Genomic DNA, 15729 nt, shown 5'->3' on the forward strand with positions numbered 1-15729 from the left:
CTTGTAGTATGTAACTACTTGTTACCTCCATCAAGTGTTACCTGTAACTGCTTGCTACCTCCTTCAAGTGTTACCTATTTCACCTCCAGATAAGGACTTTAAAATAGAAGTATATATCATTTTTGATTATGACAAAATAGAATATTGCCTAATATAATTTTTTTTGATAAATAAGGCATTTTAACAACGTAAAAATGAATATAAAAGTAAAATATGCGTTTTTTAGTAATAATACACTAAAAATAACCTATTAAACTAATATACGTTATAAAAAACAAAAAATAAAAATAAAGAGAGTGTCCTGTTTGTTGCTTTTGCACATAACACACAAAAGCACCACGTAAACTATATATACTAAGATACCAGAATTTGTTACTTGCTTTACAAGCAAAACAATAACAGAAACGTTTTTATTAAATTTTAAAACGCAGCAAGGCAGCTATTCCACCAAGGGCAAGCAACTTCTGACCGGGTTCAAATATTGTACTGAAAACAACAATTTTACCCTGGTTGTGCTCTACTGCTTGCAAAAATGAATCGATATCCCCTTTTTCACGTTCCATTCTCAACATTTCATCTGCAACCAGAAGAGTATCAATCGAACCATAATCCAGAGCAGTTTTTACTTCATCCAGACCGTAGGCAACCTTACCGTCAAGAGAAATCTCTTTTAGCAGATCATCCATTAAGCAGGACTCACGGGCAATGCGGGACTCCTCCATAATCCGGTCTACGGCTCCACGCTTCAGTACCTCCTGGAAACCGGACATACCGATTGAAGAAGTATCTTCTGTTACTACACGGGAAGAAAACTCAGCTTCTTTTGACCTCAGGTATTTCATGAAATCATCTTTAATAAATCCCGGACCTGCAACAACAACAGCCTCTGATTCCGATGCTGCATGAAGCAATTGATCGATGATCTCCTGGAAAAATACCTCCCTTAGAGTACCTTCGCTTCTTTTTCCGGAAGATTGGCTTATGTGTGAATATAATTCAATACCATAATGGCGCACAAGACCAATATCTGCATCTCCTTCCTCAATGGCAAGGATAACAACTTTAGGACGCTTGGAAGAAGCTTCTGCTTCGTTGATGCGTTCCATCTGATCTTTTTTCCAGTTTTTGATTATTGAAAGGTCAACTCCTTCCTCAACATTAAAAGTGTGATAATGACCTGCATCCATTCCCTGTTCAATAAGACCATGGATTCTCAGGCGGTTTGAAAATTTATGGAACTCCAGCTCTTCCACACGAATACCCAAACGTACTGTTTTTTTCTCAACCTTCTCAGGTCTTATCTTATCAGAAGAAGAGTCTGCTTTCCTTTTAGTAAGAGCAAATATGAGGTCACCTTTCTCTATGATATACTTCAGGTGCCAGAGATCATCCAGAGTCTCAGGTACTATAGTAATCTCACCATCTCTGCCTTTCAGATTTCTCTTTACGACTCTCATGTTCACACCTTAATTTCACACTTTAATATCAGATTCACCTGGTGGAAGCATCATTGCAATCTTATCAGGTGACGCAATCTGCTTTACAAAATTTGGCTCTTTTAACTTCTCCACATATAGTTTGTATATCTTTTTGGCAACATCGTTCTGGTTATATTTACCAGGAACAACTTCCACCATATTCTGACCATGTTTGCGCACAGCAGATGTCGGGCCACCAATAACCCTTGTGCTTCCCTCAAGTTCAAGCCCGATAGCTGCAGCAACCTGAACATCCCTGAAATAATTCCTTTCACCACGTATTACAAAGGAACCTTTCTTAAGGTATTCTCCGGTTTCCGGTGTTTTGGAAACCTGTTCAGGTTTAATCCAGTAACAATCACCACTGAACTGGCCTGATTTCCATACACTTGAATAGGAAACAACAAATTGGGCAGTTTCCTGCAACGTTGTTTCAGGCACTTCGTTGCCCATTGTCTTGATTACTGTAATAGGAGCTCCTGGATCCTGAGTGTGGAATACAATATCACGCTTTTCCATGTATTTTTTGACGATTTCCTCATTGGTGTCGGCATCCCTGCCTGCAACCACAAGGAATCCATCAGAAGACATGAACCATCTGAAACGCTCATACCAGTACTTCTTATTACTGACCTTGCGTCTGCTGGAAACTTTCTTTTCACGTTTCTGCATGGCAAGTTTAGTATCTTCTATGGCCTTAAGAGCACCATCCTTCTTTTTGGTGAGCTTCTTAGCCTTATCATAATAGACCTGAGCATTCTGAGGAATTGTAAGTTTAATATCTACTGTGGCTCTTGTACCATCAAGGTTCAGAACAATAGTCCCTTCTGCTGAGTTGATATTCTCTATCCATTTTGCAGCAGGAACGGTATCTTTTGCCTTTTTCACGATGGACTTTATTTCATCCCACGAATAACCCTTATCACGTGCCTGTTTAAGGATATTAATAATCTGTTCTATCTCAACATAATTAGCATAAATGACTTCGGCAATACGGGTTTGCTTATCTGCATCCTTTCCAAATTTTTCAATTGCAGCTTCCTGTTTTTGCAGACGGCGGGCAAACACATCAACTTTTTCTTTCTTGACTGCTATGACCTCTTCCTGCACAGACTCCGCTACAGCTTTTCCAAAGAACTCATCCAGAGCGGCATTAAATGTAGGGAATGATTCTTTCGCATGGTCCTTGTATATAGATAGTTCGAGAGGGAGTACATCAAACGGTTTTACTTCACCTTTTTCTTCTTTTTTCACAAGACATGGTTTGAGGTCGCCTGATAACAGTGGTTTGAATAATTCCTTAAGAGCAAAAATTATAGCCTCAATTCCATCGAAACCCATTTCCTTTGCAGGTTCTGACTTATTAACTCCTGACCTTGCGCATACTTCTTCAGCGAGAACTCCACCAAGATTAAACCTTGTAGCAATGGTTCTTACAACATCAGCGTCCGATGTTGCAAATACATTTTCAAGATCGCTTGCTGTGGCATCAACAGGACTTATCTGGGCTTCAGGGTACTGATATACTTCACCACTACGTATTCTTCTTCCTTTGAAAGTTACCGGTTTCATTGGAAGGATGATTTTTCTTTCTGAATCAAGAAGAACAATGTTTCCCGGGGAAAAGAGTTCCACAACAAGAACAGTATCTATTCCGCCACGCACAACACCAATCTCAAGTATCCTGTCAAAGTCATACTGTTTAACAAATGTGATGCGCCCTGCCATGATGTGTTTTCTTAACATCATGGGGAATGATTGCGGTATTTTGGGACTTGGACGAATGTGCTGGCTCATATGAGCACGTTTTCCTGCCTCTATCACAAGGTTATCCCTGCCTTTTTCATAGACAAAGAGATTTATCCTTATCTCATCAGGTGCAGGCTGGTAAATCTTAGCTATCTTTGCATCTATAATAGATGTGTCACCTGAGCCTAGCTCAAGGGCAAGGGCAGCTACATCAGCACTCGTCATTTCCTTCTTCATGCGAGGACTATAATGTAGACGGTGACTATAAGGTTTATGACGCATAAAGCAGATTTAATATCAAAGCACGATTGTAAAATAGGAGCTACAGGCATAAGATGGATGAAAGGACTAGACAGTTTGTAGTATCTGCATTCCAGAACTACTATTCTACAGCAGATATAAAGTTACCACCTGATTTCACTTCAAGAGAATGGGGTTTCATTGAGTTTACCAGCGGTCAGGATACTTTCATGAAAAGACACCGTGCTTTTGGTTCTGAAGGAGAACTCCATGATTACCTGCGCGGAATCGGGCCTGCACATGCATACTATTCTGTTGCATACTACGAATACCCGGGCGCTCCTAAGATGAAAGAGAAGAACTGGCTCAAAGCCGATCTTATTTTTGATATTGATTCTGACCACCTGCCCGGAGGAATAAATTCCTACGCTGACATGCTTGAGAAAGGAAAAAGAGAAACGCTGAAACTCCTTGAGTTCCTGATGGATGATTTCGGATTCAGGGAAGAACAGGTGCATGCAGTATTTTCCGGAGGTAGAGGTTATCATTTCCATATCAGTGAAGAGTCTGTACTTTCACTTGGAAGTGCGGAGAGAAGGGAAATTGTGGATTACGTCAGTTCAAAGGGACTGAATCTTGAAAAGATATTTTCCAAGAAAGATATTTCCGGTGATGCTGGTGCAGAATCTGCCAAGATGTCTGTTTTCCCCTCCGAAGATGATGGAGGTTGGGGTGGACGAATTAACCGATATCTTATCACATACCTCAGTTCAATCGCAAAAGATGAGGACGCTGTTAAGATACTAAGTGGCTTCAAAGGAATTGGAAAAACCACCGCAGAAAAGCTTGTGGATACATTTAAGGATGAATCAAGAGTTGCTGCGCTTAAAAATGGCAAAATGGATGCTCTTGGAGGCATTAAGAAAGACATCCTTATGACTATCGTCAATCAGGGGGTTGAACAGATGGCAGCCTGTGTCGATGAGCCTGTCACCGCAGATATAAAGAGACTTATCAGGCTTCCGGGTTCACTACATGGAAAATCAGGGATGAAAGTAACTGCACTCTCAATTGATGAACTTGAATCCTTTGAACCGCTAAATGATGCAGTAGTATTTAGCGACAAGTCGGTAAAAATAAAAGTGATTAAACCTTTTGCAGTGCAGATGAAAGGTAAAGACCTCATGGTTGAGGAAGGCGTACAGGAAGTTCCTGAATATGCCGCAATATACCTTATGTGTAGAGGTGTAGCAGAATATGGACGGTAATGAGCTAAAGAACGTGCTGAGGGATGAAGGAAGTTCTACACTCAAATCACTACATCCTGGTTTTTACAGGGATGTTGAGAAATATCTCAAGGAACTGGAAGAAGAGATATTCAAGATAGACAATCCACGCTCAGTAGAGTCTAAAATGCTTGACAACGAATTACAGAGTGCTATTACCGATATAGAAGTAATTTTTATACGCCGCATCCGCAAGATAATAAGTTATGCAACAAATAATGCATTTTCCAGTATGCCGCCTTCCCAGGATATGAGCAAACTACTGCCGGAAGAAAAAAAAGTGTACGATGCAGTTCTTACCGCAATAAATTCAGCTCGTTCCGAATTACTGGTACCCATCCTTGATCCCCAGGCAGCCGGAAGCAAGGGTAAAAAGGAAGCACCAGCAAATAATAAAGTTCATGATACTGAAGAAGCAATGGCTTCAGACCATACTGGAAATCCAGAAAATATGGATACAGACATGCCATCTGACACCAGCAATAAAGGTGAAATAGGCAAAAGTAATATAAATAAAGAATTCGTTGTTGTGCGAATACTGGAGGACCTGCCTACTTTCAAGGCTATGGATAATCACAATTACACATTACATGCCGAAGATGTTATCGTTTTACCGGCCCTGAATGCAAAAGGACTGATTAAACGTAACGTGGCACAAATGATTCTATAAAATTAATAACATACCTTAGGTGAAGATAATGAGGATTCCAAAGAGATTCAGAACACACTGCCCTTCATGCAAAAAACATACAGAGCATGTTGTTGAAAGAGTAAAGAAGGGTAAGGCATCAACACTTACACGTATCGAAAGACAGAAGAAACGCCAGACAGGAATTGGAAACAGTGGAAAGTTCTCAAAGGTTCCTGGAGGAGACAAGCCAACAAAGAGAATATGGCTCAGGTACAGGTGCACAGAATGTAACAAGGCACACCAGAGACCATGTTTCAGGGCAAAGAAATTCGATTTCGCAGAGTGATTATTATGATTAACAAACCAAAAAGCAGATTCTTACGCGTAAAATGCAATGATTGTGAGAACGAGCAGGTAATTTTCGGCAGTGCAAGCCGCAAGGTAACATGCCTTGTATGCGGAAGAACACTTGCAGAACCTACCGGCGGCAAATCAACAATCACAACACACATACTCGAAGTACTCGAGTAAATCAAAGTGATTTATAATGGATGATAACAACTGGCCTGAAAGCGGGGATTTTGTTGTCTGTACTGTAAAGAATGTTACTGATTTCGGTGCATACACAACCCTTGAAGAATTCGGTGGAAAAGAAGGTTTTATCCACATATCCGAGATTAAGGCCGGATGGGTCAAATACGTAAGAGACCATGTGCGCGAAGGACAAAAGGTAGTCTGCAAAGTTCTTAATGTAGACTCCTCACGCCGCCACATAGACCTGTCCCTTAAAGATGTCAACGAGCACCAGAAACGTGCAAAGATTCAGGACTGGAAGAACGAGCAGAAGGCTTTCAAATGGCTTCAGTTCGTTTCAGAGGAAACAGGAACCAGCAAGGACGAGATGGATAAAATCAAACCGAAATTGCTGGAAAGTTTTGGCAGTCTTTATTCTGCATTCGAAGAAGCAGCCATTAGTGGCGAAGATGCTTTTAACGATGTCAAAATGAAGAAAAAGATTGTCACTAGCATCGTAAAGGTTGCTCAGAGCAATATTAAACTGCCATTTGTAGACATCGCCGGATACATCGACCTCAATTGTTACCTGCCTGATGGAATAGAGATCATTAAAATGGCTCTTGAAGCAGGAAATAAAATTGAGGAGGAAGGAGTAAAGATAGACATCAGTTATACTGGTGCACCAAGATACAGAATCAAGGTTATTGCTCCAGACTACAAGAAAGCTGAATCCGTGCTGAAGAAGTCCTCAAAAGCAGCTATTGATACTATTGAAAAGCTTGGTGGAAAAGGTGAATTCCACAGGCATAACGACACCGTTAAGGCGTGAGACCCTTTGGGACAGAAGATCTACAAATGCAGGAATTGTGGCAGATATACGTTGGAGGCTATCTGCTCGAAATGTGGCTTGGATACATTCAGGCCACAACCTGCAAGATTTTCCCCACTGGATCCATATGGCAAATACCGCAGGATAGCAAGAAGGGAGGGTAACCTGTGAAAGAAATAGAGGTAATACACATAAAAGAAGATGTGGAGCTTAACAATCCAGTGCTTATTGTTGGTCTGCCAGGAGTAGGGCACGTAGGAAAACTTGTTGCCGAACATCTGGTGGAAGAGCTTGAAGCAGAGAAACTTCTGGAGATATATTCACACCATTTCCCACCTCAGGTTCTTGTTGATGAAAACAGCGAAATACAGCTTGTTAACAACGAGATGTTTGTTTGCCACACGGAAAAACACGATATTATTGCACTAATAGGTGACCATCAAAGTTCTTCAACAGAAGGTCATTACAAACTTTGTACACTTTACCTTGATCTTGCAATGGAATTCGGCGTTAAGAGAATATACACTCTTGGAGGATTCCCAACAGGACAACTTACTCATACTGATGAAGTACTTGGAGCGGTCAATAACATCGAGCTTATTGATGAACTTAAAGAGTACGGAGTCAACTTCAAAGAAAACGAACCCGGAGGAGGAATCGTTGGGGCATCCGGTCTTCTGCTTGGACTTTGCAAGTTCAAGAAAATAGATGCGGCCTGTCTCATGGGACTTACTTCAGGTTATCTTGTAGACCCAAAGAGTGCACAGTCACTCCTCAAAGTCATATGCAAGGTATTTGACATTGACATTGACGTTGGTCCACTTGAAGAGCGTGCCAAGGAAATGGAAAAAATAGTTGCGAGGCTTAAGGAAGTGGAGCAGCAACAAAAAGCCATGCCCGAAATGAGCACTGCCAAAGATGAAGACCTGAGATACATTGGCTAATTACGATGTTAATCAATGCCGACCTTCACCTGCATTCCAGATATTCGATGGCTTGTTCGAATAAAATGGAACTGCCAGTAATGGCAGAAGAAGCAGCGAAAAAAGGCATAGACTTGGTTGCAACGGGAGATTGCACCCATCCCCTTTGGCTTAAGGAAATCAAGAAAGCATCAATTGATGATGAAGCGATAGCCATTGGAAAAACTAATTTTATAATCACTACTGAAATAGAGGATAGCAGCCGCGTTCACCACCTGTTATTGCTGCCCTCAATATCTAAAGCTGAAGAGCTTGCAGAGAATATCAGCAAGTACTGTAACCTTGCAGCAGACGGCCGCCCGACTGTAAGGCTCAACGGATGCGAGATAGCCGAGATTGCAAAAGACATTGAAGCGCTCATTGGCCCATGCCATGCATTTACTCCATGGACAGCACTTTATGCATATCACGATTCATTGAAAAGCTGTTACGGAGATATGACAGACTACATTTCATTCCTTGAACTTGGGCTCAGTGCTGACAGCGACTATGCTGACAGAATCGAGGAACTGCACAGACTTACTTTTCTCTCAAATTCGGATGCACATTCGCCCTGGTCTAACAAACTGGCAAGAGAGTTCAACCAGATAAATGTCCCGGAACCATCTTTTGAGGGACTGCGGAAAGCTATACTCAGGGAAGAAGGATATGGAGTAACATACAATGCAGGTTTCTATCCGCAGGAAGGAAAATACAACGAATCTGCCTGTATTAAATGCTATACACATTATACTCTGGAACAATGCCAGGAACTTAAATGGAAATGCAACAACTGCGGTGGCCTTATTAAGAAAGGGGTAAAGGACAGAGTAAATGAGCTGGCCGATTTTGACACTCCGAAACATCCGCAGCATAGGCCTCCTTACATACACTTGATGCCTCTTTCTGAAATAATAATGACTGCACTGGGGCATGCCAGCATTAATACTAAAGGAGTGCAGACTGCATGGAACGGCCTGATGGAACTATATGGCAATGAACTCAATGTCCTCCTGAATGCAGAAATTGATGACATGGCATTCCTTGACAAACGCATTTCAAAGGCAATAATTGCCTTTCGGGAAAAGAAACTTATAGTCCACCCTGGTGGCGGCGGTCAATACGGCCATATCGCGATACCGGAAGAGACTGATACTAAAGAAGAAATTGCTCCGAAAAAAAGCCAGAGTTCCCTTTTTGACTTTTAATATTTGTTCGATACATTTTTAAGACATTAAGACCTTCAAATTCACTGTGCCGAGGTGGCAGAGCGGACTAATCCGTTTGGCTTAACAGCCCCGGAGTCCAAACGCGACTGGCTCGAGACCGGTTTCTCCGGAAGGAGTGCTTGGGTTCGAATCCCAACCTCGGCGTCATTTACGATTGTAAAATCAGTTGCTCTTTATTGAATATTACAAATGAAATTTTACTTTTTTGATAATTAAGAATATCATCGATGATTACTTTTTTAGAAATCGGTGTGAAAAAACGATTATAAAAAACATGAGCATATCATGCAGTCATGTTGAAAATGTGCATAAAAATTTGATAGAGTATTTTTTTATATTAGTGAGATTATATCTAAAAGAAGATATAAACTAAGTAAATTATCAACTGATGAACTGAAGTAAATTATCAGCAAATTACAATTAAAAAGGCTAGAATTATGCCTAAAATACATCATACTGTGTGGGATTCATAATGATCAGTAAATGCACAAAAGGAAGAATGAGAGAAATTGAAAAGGTACTGGGAGAAAAAGAAGAGATCATTGATGCAGTAACCGGCACTGTAAATGGAATGCTTTTCGGGGAAAAATCAGATCTACTTAAAGGAGTACTCGTGCTTACACCTGAGAGAATATTGTTCCACTACAAACGAAAAAGTGGATATTACAGATCTAAAATGTATCCGCTGGAAGAAATCAGCAACATCGCTTTTGAAAAAGGAATTCTGGGAGCAAACATACAAATGCAGGACAGTATTAGTAGCCTCAAGGTCACACTTATTCCCTTAAATGAAAATGCCGAAGAATTTGTCAGGAAGACAAAATTATACATAAGTGAAATAATCCGCAACAAAAAATGTCAGGTCACAGGTAGTCATGACACAATAGAACATATCAAGAAGTTATCCAATCTGAACAAACAAGGAATTATAACAAACGAAGAATTCACTGCAAAGAAAAAACAACTTCTTGGAATATGAACTAAAGCTTTATTTTTTGTAGAGCTTTTACTGAATACCTATCTTTTTTTATTACATAAATATGATAACATATACCAGTGGATAAATATTTATATATAATATTCAGAAATTATTAAGATAATACCTGCGGAGGGATTTCCTAAATCGAAGCACATCAGAGAACATTACAGGCATTAAAATTAGCTGGGAATACGGGTACAATATAATATAGTTCATTTGCCATTTTCTGTGCAGGAAGTAGTATGGCTAAAAGTCAACAGACTTAATAGTGGAAATAGTGGAGTTAATGCCAATTGCAGTAAACTTTGACTCGACATAGGAAACAATGGTGAGAAAAGAATCCCATTACAAAATACACTACTTATATGGCGGTTTCCAGGCAAATGATAGCAAAAAAAGATACATGGAATGAAGAAAAGAGTGAGCAAGATGATCACAATTTAGTAAAAGAGCTTAATAAAAAAATTGCGAATCTTACTAAACAACTGGAATTTACCGAATCAAAACTCAAAGAAACAGAAGAGTTCTATAGTGAAAGACTAAACAACCTCAACGATGTACTTTTTTCAGTCGATACTGAAGGATTATTCACATACATTAACCCAGCTATCGAAAACATAACAGGTTATACTATAGAAGAAGTTCTGGGTACACATTTTATAAAACACGTACATCCCGATGATATCTGCGGTCTGCTTGAGGATATTGAGAAAACAGTCTCCGGTGAACATAAGCCATATATGTTCAGGATAGTCAAAAAAGATGGAAATATCAGCTATGTCCACACCACATCCAGGCCAATAATAAAGGATGGGGAATTCAAAGGGATCAATGGCCTGATGGTTGATATCGCACGGCTCAAACAGGTTGAAGTCAGACTGAAAGAAGAAAGAGACCGGGCACAGAATTATCTTGACATTGTAGGCGTGATTATAGTAGCCATTGATACTGAAGGTAATATCAAACTGATAAATAAGAGAGGATGCGAAATATTCGGATGTGAAGAATGTAAAATCATCTCAAACAACTGGTTTGAGCTCGCATATCCTGATGAATTAAAAGAACGGTGGAAAAAAGATTATAATAAATTTATTCTGGGTAAAGATCCATTCAAACCCTATTTTGAAGCACGTATTATGACAAAAGAAGGGGAGAGAATATTTGCATGGCATAACATTGCCATGAAAGATGAATACGGAAATGTAACAGGAGTATTATCGTCAGGCAATGACATCACTGAAAGGAAGAAAGCCGAACAGGCACTTGTTTTTGCCAAGCTGATATCTGAAAATGCAAGCCGTACCAAAAGACAGTTCCTTTCAAATATAAGTCATGAACTACGAACACCCCTTAATCTCATAATTGGATACTCTGATCTTTTACATGAAGACTATGTCGGGACAACAAGCAAAGAGCAAAAAGAGTATCTGGAAGTTGTCAAAAGAAGTGGAAACCGTCTACTTCTTCTTCTCAACTCAATGATAGAGCTGTCAGCAATCGAAGAAGGAAAAATCGAACTGGATATTAAAGAGTTTTCAGTACCTGTTATAATCAAAGACATAAAGAATTCCACACTTCCAATGGCAAAGAAAAAGCATATAGATCTGCAGTTTTGCATAGATGAAGACATAAAGACAATAAAGGCCGATAAGAACAAGTTCAAGACTGTTCTCTACAACCTGATAAATAATGCCATTAAATTTACTGATGAATGTGGAAACATTGAAGTAAACGTAGCCAAAGAAGACCAGAATCTTAACGTTTCTGTTAAAGATGATGGTATTGGGATTGAAGAAGAAAATATCGAAAAGTTGTTCCAGCCATTTTCACAAATTGACTCGTCGCTTAATCGCAAATTCGAAGGAGCAGGGCTTGGCCTCAGTATTGTAAAAGAATTCGTAGAAATGAATGGCGGAAAAGTGAAAGTGGAAACCGAGATCAATAAGGGAAGTAATTTCAGTTTTACTATTCCAATTAACAGTGATCAAATATTAGACTGAATGATTGGGCAGAATATTGTAGAAAAATACACCTAGTATCAGTTTTAATCTATGAAACTATAAACTATTATTAATCAATTCTTCACATTGATTTTTTTAATGTAAATACAAAAGTGCTGCCATTACCAGGTTCACTTGTAGCAGATATAGTGCCACCCTGACCTTCAATTATACCTTTTACAATGGAAAGACCAAGACCGCTTCCACCTACTTTGCGGGTAGAAGTGCTGTCTATCTGATAGAATTTGTCAAATATTTTATCCAGCTCATCAGAACTCATACCAATTCCATCGTCACTAACACTTATCCTGACAAAGTCACCATCTTCCTGTGCATATATCCTGATATTACCATTATTTTTACTGAATTTTACAGCATTGTTCAGGAGATTTACAAAAACCTGAACCAGTTTATCTTTATCAGTGTAAACTGATGACAGATCATCAGGAAGTTCAACCAGTACGTTCATGTTTTTATCTTTGAGATTTGAAGAGAGCATTTCAAGCGAACAACGAATAGCTTTACTGATGTCCATAGTTTCCTGATGGAATTTCATCCGGTTGGATTCAATTCTTGATATGTCCAGTAGATCATCCACCATTCTTGACTGCCTGTCAATATTCCTGATAATGATATCAAGCATTTTTCTTCGAATAGAAATATCACATTCATCACTTTCCCGCAGGAACTCACTGGAAGTTCTCATGGCTGTCAGGGGAGTTTTTAGTTCATGGGATACAACCGAGAGGAATTCTGTTTTCAGGCGGTCAAGTTCTTTGAGCTTTGTATTTGCAGACCTCAGTGATTCATTGGATTCTTTCAGTTCCTGAGTCTTCACACCCACCTCTTTTTCAAGACTCTTGCTCCAGTTATAGAGAATGATAACCAGGAATGAACTTACAAAAATAATGAAAATAACCGAAACCATTGCCACAATAAAAAGCTTCAGGTAAACTGAAACAATCAAGCGGTCAACTTCTGATGAAGGACTTGTCAGTGCAAGTGACCACTTCTGGTTGTACCACTGGATTGGAGAATAGGAAACAAGTCTTTCTTCATATATAGTTCCGTTTTCAAGCAGGAAATATTTTCCATTACCTTCAAAACCATCAACCTGGTCTGCTATAATTTCCTGTAATCCTGATGCATCGGAACCAAAAACATCTGCATAAAGAGCACCTCGCTCATATTCCTGGTTGCCTTCATACAGTATCCTTCCACGTTCATCAATAAGATATGCGTAACTTGAAGAATTAGATTCAACAACATACCGATCTTTCAGATCGGTCTCTTTGATAATGGCAATAAAAGCTCCCCTGAAGACATTTTCCTCATAAACAGGAACCCATATAAAAGACCCGTAATTTCCCTCCATGAGTTTCAGAGGATCTGTAATATAAACCTCTCCGGTCTCATTCACATATTCAAAAGCACGGGATTGCCCATGTTCAAAAAGATTGAAACCTATTGGAACAGATTCTTCCGGATAACCTGATACAATAGTACCGTTTTCCGCAACATATTCCACAACATAGAACAAGCCGGCAATATCATACACACTCCTCAGGTCCGATTCAAAATTGTCATCCGGAACACCCGAATCTTTTTTGGCAATAACTTCAAGAAGCGATACCCTCTCATTGAGAGTTTGTTCTATACTACTGGCAACATGTCTTGTAAGCAACAACTGCTGGTTCTGATATTGTTCCTCAACAACTGACCTGACCTCTATGTTGGTCTTCATCCAGAGAAAAAAGATGGAACTTATCAAAAGCAAAACTACTGCAGCAAAAAGTATGAGATTCCATTTGCTTTTACGGTTCCACATAGATAAATTAAAAATATTCAGACATCCTGCCTTCGCAGGACCATCTTTACACGTGCCTTAAGTTCTTTCAGGTTAAATGGCTTGGTTACGTAGTCATCTGCACCAAGTTCAATGCCTTCTACCTTGTCGTCAATCTCACCACGGGCTGTAAGCATGATAACAGGGATATGACGATACATATCATCGGATTTTAACTGCCTGCAAACCTCAAAACCATCTATACCGGGTATCATAAGGTCCAGGAGTATCGCATCAGGTAGTTCGGAATGTACTTTATCAATAGCTTCATGACCATCTTTTGCTTCAGCAACATTATAGCCTTCAGCTTCCAGAGCAACTTTCAGGGAAATCAGGGCATCCATCTCATCATCAACAATAAGGACCTTCTGTCTCGTATCAGACATACTTTTAAGAATTTCCTCTACTTTATCTTCCGATATTGATAACTTTTCAGAAATCGCCGTTACAGTTATTTCCGGATTCTCCTCCATGAGTGAAAGAATCTTTCCACTAATGTTTTCTGCTTGCATGATTATTCTACCTGAATGAGCTCATAAATTATAGTTGGATGATATTATTAAAACCTTTCTAAATATGAGAGGGTTTCTGTTTTTGTAAACAACCTGTCCGATAAAAGAAAATCTTATAAGCCATAACGGAATATTTAATTAAGATACCAATGGACGCGCTGGAAGAGATATTTGGAAAAACTGCCCAGATGACGGTATTAAAAAACCTCATCGCACATAAGGAAGAATCAACTTATCTTTCCGGCATTGCAGATGAAACCGGTTTGTCACATTCCAGTGTTGCAAGAGTCATAACTCCACTTATCAAAAGTGACATTGTAATTGAAAAACCACTTGGTAAGCAAATAAGGACTTTCAGGCTTAATCTTGAAAATGAAAAAACAAAGCTTATTCTTGATTTCTATGACCGTCTGAACAAAATGTAACATATTTGCTGGAAGTTATAACCTTTTATGTATTATATTCAAAGAGTGATTGAATAACCGGCAACCTCGATCATTATAATTGTTTTTCAGAACTGCTCAGCATTAGTCTTGCAAAACTACCTGATATTGTAGCCAGCAAGTTCAGCACGTGCAAAGACACAAAACCCACAAACATGCCTGCAAGTGAAACAATAAATGCTTCAAAGACCGAATTAACCTCACTCACACCAAGTAAATAGAGCACAGGAGTAAAAAGCATTGTAAGAGTGAGGCTCAATAGTACTATCATAAGCACCAGTGAGAATATCCCCAGAGGGAATTTTATCAGCAGGAATATAAGAGATTTCCAGGTAACCGGACTCTTTACCCTCTTTACAAATCTTTGAAGAATACTACCTCCATAAAGAGATTGTGAATACATTGAAGGAATCTCAGTTCCCAATAACCAGATAGCCATTTGTCGTTCAAATGATGCAATCTCCCACCATGCCAGGAATATTAGCAAAATAACAGGAATCCCTACCCATACAAGCAGCAGGCCAAAGCCAAAGGATAAGCCTGTTACCAAAAATATAAAGTAGGCAGTACCCAGAGGAAAGGAAAACAGAAGATAGAGAATATTCAGATAGGTCTGCTTCCTGAAAGCAACCATTAAAAATTCCCGAATAGCAACATCTACCTCTGACATTTTTTATCCTCATCCATTTTAGTTAAATTAATTGTGCGTCCTGTGAAATTTGTAAATATATAACCATTCCTGAATACTGCCATCTTTCAGAATTACCTGTAGAGGAAATTATTTCCCATACTCCTGAATTCTTTTTGGTCTCCTGATAACGAAGTACACAAGAGCACCAAGCACATGTGTGAAAACTATAATAATTATCCAGATAAGTTTGTCATTTCCTTCTGATGGCTCTTTTGTAGCACAGTCAATAAGCATCCACAACCAGAACAAAGTCCCGATTATCCCGAATCCGAAGAAAAATATAAACAAAAAGAATGAAACCGTCATTCCAAACATATCGAACATCTAAATATCTCCTT

17 protein-coding genes and 1 tRNA gene are annotated in these 15729 nt (G+C 39.3%); 12 read left to right on the forward strand and 6 right to left on the reverse strand.

Features of this window, described 5'->3' with window-relative positions:
- Positions 1 to 413: 413 nt before the first annotated feature.
- The gene (locus V7O61_RS12265) at positions 414 to 1457 is read right to left on the reverse strand and encodes an mRNA surveillance protein pelota (protein WP_023845702.1); all 1044 of its coding nucleotides are present in this window, start codon (positions 1455 to 1457) and stop codon (positions 414 to 416) included.
- A gap of 15 nt (positions 1458 to 1472) precedes the next feature.
- Positions 1473 to 3464, reverse strand: a complete 1992-nt coding sequence (rqcH, locus tag V7O61_RS12270; protein ID WP_407281634.1) for a ribosome rescue protein RqcH — start codon at positions 3462 to 3464, stop codon at positions 1473 to 1475.
- A gap of 98 nt (positions 3465 to 3562) precedes the next feature.
- On the opposite strand from rqcH, the gene priS reads away from it, so the two are divergent.
- From priS to V7O61_RS12325, 11 genes are all read left to right on the forward strand, one after another.
- Positions 3563 to 4735: a DNA primase catalytic subunit PriS gene (priS, locus tag V7O61_RS12275; RefSeq protein WP_407281633.1), complete on the forward strand. Its 1173-nt coding sequence runs from the start codon at positions 3563 to 3565 to the stop codon at positions 4733 to 4735.
- Complete coding sequence (locus V7O61_RS12280; protein ID WP_407281632.1) at positions 4725 to 5423, forward strand: hypothetical protein; 699 nt, start codon at positions 4725 to 4727, stop codon at positions 5421 to 5423. Before priS ends, V7O61_RS12280 begins: the two co-directional genes overlap by 11 nt.
- 28 nt (positions 5424 to 5451) lie before the next feature.
- Complete coding sequence (locus tag V7O61_RS12285) at positions 5452 to 5730, forward strand: 50S ribosomal protein L44e (RefSeq protein WP_023845698.1); 279 nt, start codon at positions 5452 to 5454, stop codon at positions 5728 to 5730.
- Positions 5731 to 5735: 5 nt separating this feature from the next.
- On the forward strand, positions 5736 to 5915 hold the full coding sequence (locus tag V7O61_RS12290) for a 30S ribosomal protein S27e (RefSeq protein WP_023845697.1): 180 nt from the start codon (positions 5736 to 5738) through the stop codon (positions 5913 to 5915).
- A gap of 16 nt (positions 5916 to 5931) precedes the next feature.
- Entirely contained in the window at positions 5932 to 6729 is a 798-nt protein-coding gene (locus tag V7O61_RS12295) for a translation initiation factor IF-2 subunit alpha (protein WP_023845696.1), read from the forward strand.
- 51 nt (positions 6730 to 6780) lie between these two features.
- Entirely contained in the window at positions 6781 to 6900 is a 120-nt protein-coding gene (locus tag V7O61_RS12300; RefSeq protein WP_407347490.1) for a nucleolar RNA-binding Nop10p family protein, read from the forward strand.
- Positions 6897 to 7673, forward strand: coding sequence for a proteasome assembly chaperone family protein (locus V7O61_RS12305; RefSeq protein ID WP_407281630.1), 777 nt, complete (start codon positions 6897 to 6899; stop codon positions 7671 to 7673). The genes V7O61_RS12300 and V7O61_RS12305 overlap by 4 nt, the downstream gene beginning before the upstream one ends.
- A 5-nt stretch (positions 7674 to 7678) precedes the next feature.
- A complete protein-coding gene (locus tag V7O61_RS12310; protein WP_407281629.1) occupies positions 7679 to 8899 on the forward strand; it encodes a TIGR00375 family protein in 1221 nt (406 codons plus the stop codon).
- 48 nt (positions 8900 to 8947) lie between these two features.
- Positions 8948 to 9064: transfer RNA gene (locus V7O61_RS12315), tRNA-Ser, on the forward strand.
- A 328-nt stretch (positions 9065 to 9392) separates the two neighbouring features.
- Positions 9393 to 9899, forward strand: a complete 507-nt coding sequence (locus V7O61_RS12320) for a PH domain-containing protein (protein WP_407281628.1) — start codon at positions 9393 to 9395, stop codon at positions 9897 to 9899.
- Positions 9900 to 10282: 383 nt separating this feature from the next.
- Positions 10283 to 11899 (forward strand): PAS domain-containing sensor histidine kinase, encoded by a 1617-nt coding sequence (locus V7O61_RS12325; protein ID WP_407281627.1) that lies wholly within the window; start codon positions 10283 to 10285, stop codon positions 11897 to 11899.
- Positions 11900 to 11981: 82 nt separating this feature from the next.
- Here the strand turns inward: V7O61_RS12325 and V7O61_RS12330 are convergent, their stop codons facing one another.
- Positions 11982 to 13643 (reverse strand): ATP-binding protein, encoded by a 1662-nt coding sequence (locus V7O61_RS12330; RefSeq protein ID WP_407281626.1) that lies wholly within the window; start codon positions 13641 to 13643, stop codon positions 11982 to 11984.
- Between the two features lie 101 nt (positions 13644 to 13744).
- On the reverse strand, positions 13745 to 14257 hold the full coding sequence (locus V7O61_RS12335) for a response regulator (protein ID WP_023845689.1): 513 nt from the start codon (positions 14255 to 14257) through the stop codon (positions 13745 to 13747).
- Between the two features lie 149 nt (positions 14258 to 14406).
- Between V7O61_RS12335 and V7O61_RS12340 the strand changes: the two genes are divergently transcribed.
- Positions 14407 to 14682, forward strand: a complete 276-nt coding sequence (locus tag V7O61_RS12340; protein ID WP_023845688.1) for a MarR family transcriptional regulator — start codon at positions 14407 to 14409, stop codon at positions 14680 to 14682.
- A 73-nt stretch (positions 14683 to 14755) separates the two neighbouring features.
- Here the strand turns inward: V7O61_RS12340 and V7O61_RS12345 are convergent, their stop codons facing one another.
- Together V7O61_RS12345 and V7O61_RS12350 are read right to left on the reverse strand one after the other, a co-directional pair.
- A complete protein-coding gene (locus V7O61_RS12345) occupies positions 14756 to 15370 on the reverse strand; it encodes a sensor domain-containing protein (RefSeq protein WP_407281625.1) in 615 nt (204 codons plus the stop codon).
- Positions 15371 to 15478: 108 nt separating this feature from the next.
- A complete protein-coding gene (locus V7O61_RS12350; RefSeq protein ID WP_407281624.1) occupies positions 15479 to 15715 on the reverse strand; it encodes a PLDc N-terminal domain-containing protein in 237 nt (78 codons plus the stop codon).
- Positions 15716 to 15729: the final 14 nt, after the last annotated feature.

The sequence above is a fragment of the Methanolobus sp. WCC1 genome (assembly GCF_045690315.1).
GTDB lineage: Archaea > Halobacteriota > Methanosarcinia > Methanosarcinales > Methanosarcinaceae > Methanolobus > Methanolobus tindarius.

Coding starts and splice junctions, on each gene's coding strand:
- V7O61_RS12285 (WP_023845698.1), top strand. CDS start 5,452: ATGAGGATTCCAAAGAGATTCAGAACACACTGCCCTTCATGCAAAAAA.
- V7O61_RS12280 (WP_407281632.1), top strand. CDS start 4,725: ATGGACGGTAATGAGCTAAAGAACGTGCTGAGGGATGAAGGAAGTTCT.
- V7O61_RS12335 (WP_023845689.1), bottom strand. CDS start 14,257: ATGCAAGCAGAAAACATTAGTGGAAAGATTCTTTCACTCATGGAGGAG.
- V7O61_RS12320 (WP_407281628.1), top strand. CDS start 9,393: ATGATCAGTAAATGCACAAAAGGAAGAATGAGAGAAATTGAAAAGGTA.
- V7O61_RS12310 (WP_407281629.1), top strand. CDS start 7,679: ATGTTAATCAATGCCGACCTTCACCTGCATTCCAGATATTCGATGGCT.
- V7O61_RS12345 (WP_407281625.1), bottom strand. CDS start 15,370: ATGTCAGAGGTAGATGTTGCTATTCGGGAATTTTTAATGGTTGCTTTC.
- V7O61_RS12330 (WP_407281626.1), bottom strand. CDS start 13,643: ATGAAGACCAACATAGAGGTCAGGTCAGTTGTTGAGGAACAATATCAG.
- V7O61_RS12290 (WP_023845697.1), top strand. CDS start 5,736: ATGATTAACAAACCAAAAAGCAGATTCTTACGCGTAAAATGCAATGAT.
- V7O61_RS12350 (WP_407281624.1), bottom strand. CDS start 15,715: ATGTTCGATATGTTTGGAATGACGGTTTCATTCTTTTTGTTTATATTT.
- rqcH (WP_407281634.1), bottom strand. CDS start 3,464: ATGAAGAAGGAAATGACGAGTGCTGATGTAGCTGCCCTTGCCCTTGAG.
- V7O61_RS12325 (WP_407281627.1), top strand. CDS start 10,283: ATGATAGCAAAAAAAGATACATGGAATGAAGAAAAGAGTGAGCAAGAT.
- V7O61_RS12265 (WP_023845702.1), bottom strand. CDS start 1,457: ATGAGAGTCGTAAAGAGAAATCTGAAAGGCAGAGATGGTGAGATTACT.
- V7O61_RS12340 (WP_023845688.1), top strand. CDS start 14,407: ATGGACGCGCTGGAAGAGATATTTGGAAAAACTGCCCAGATGACGGTA.
- V7O61_RS12295 (WP_023845696.1), top strand. CDS start 5,932: ATGGATGATAACAACTGGCCTGAAAGCGGGGATTTTGTTGTCTGTACT.
- priS (WP_407281633.1), top strand. CDS start 3,563: ATGGATGAAAGGACTAGACAGTTTGTAGTATCTGCATTCCAGAACTAC.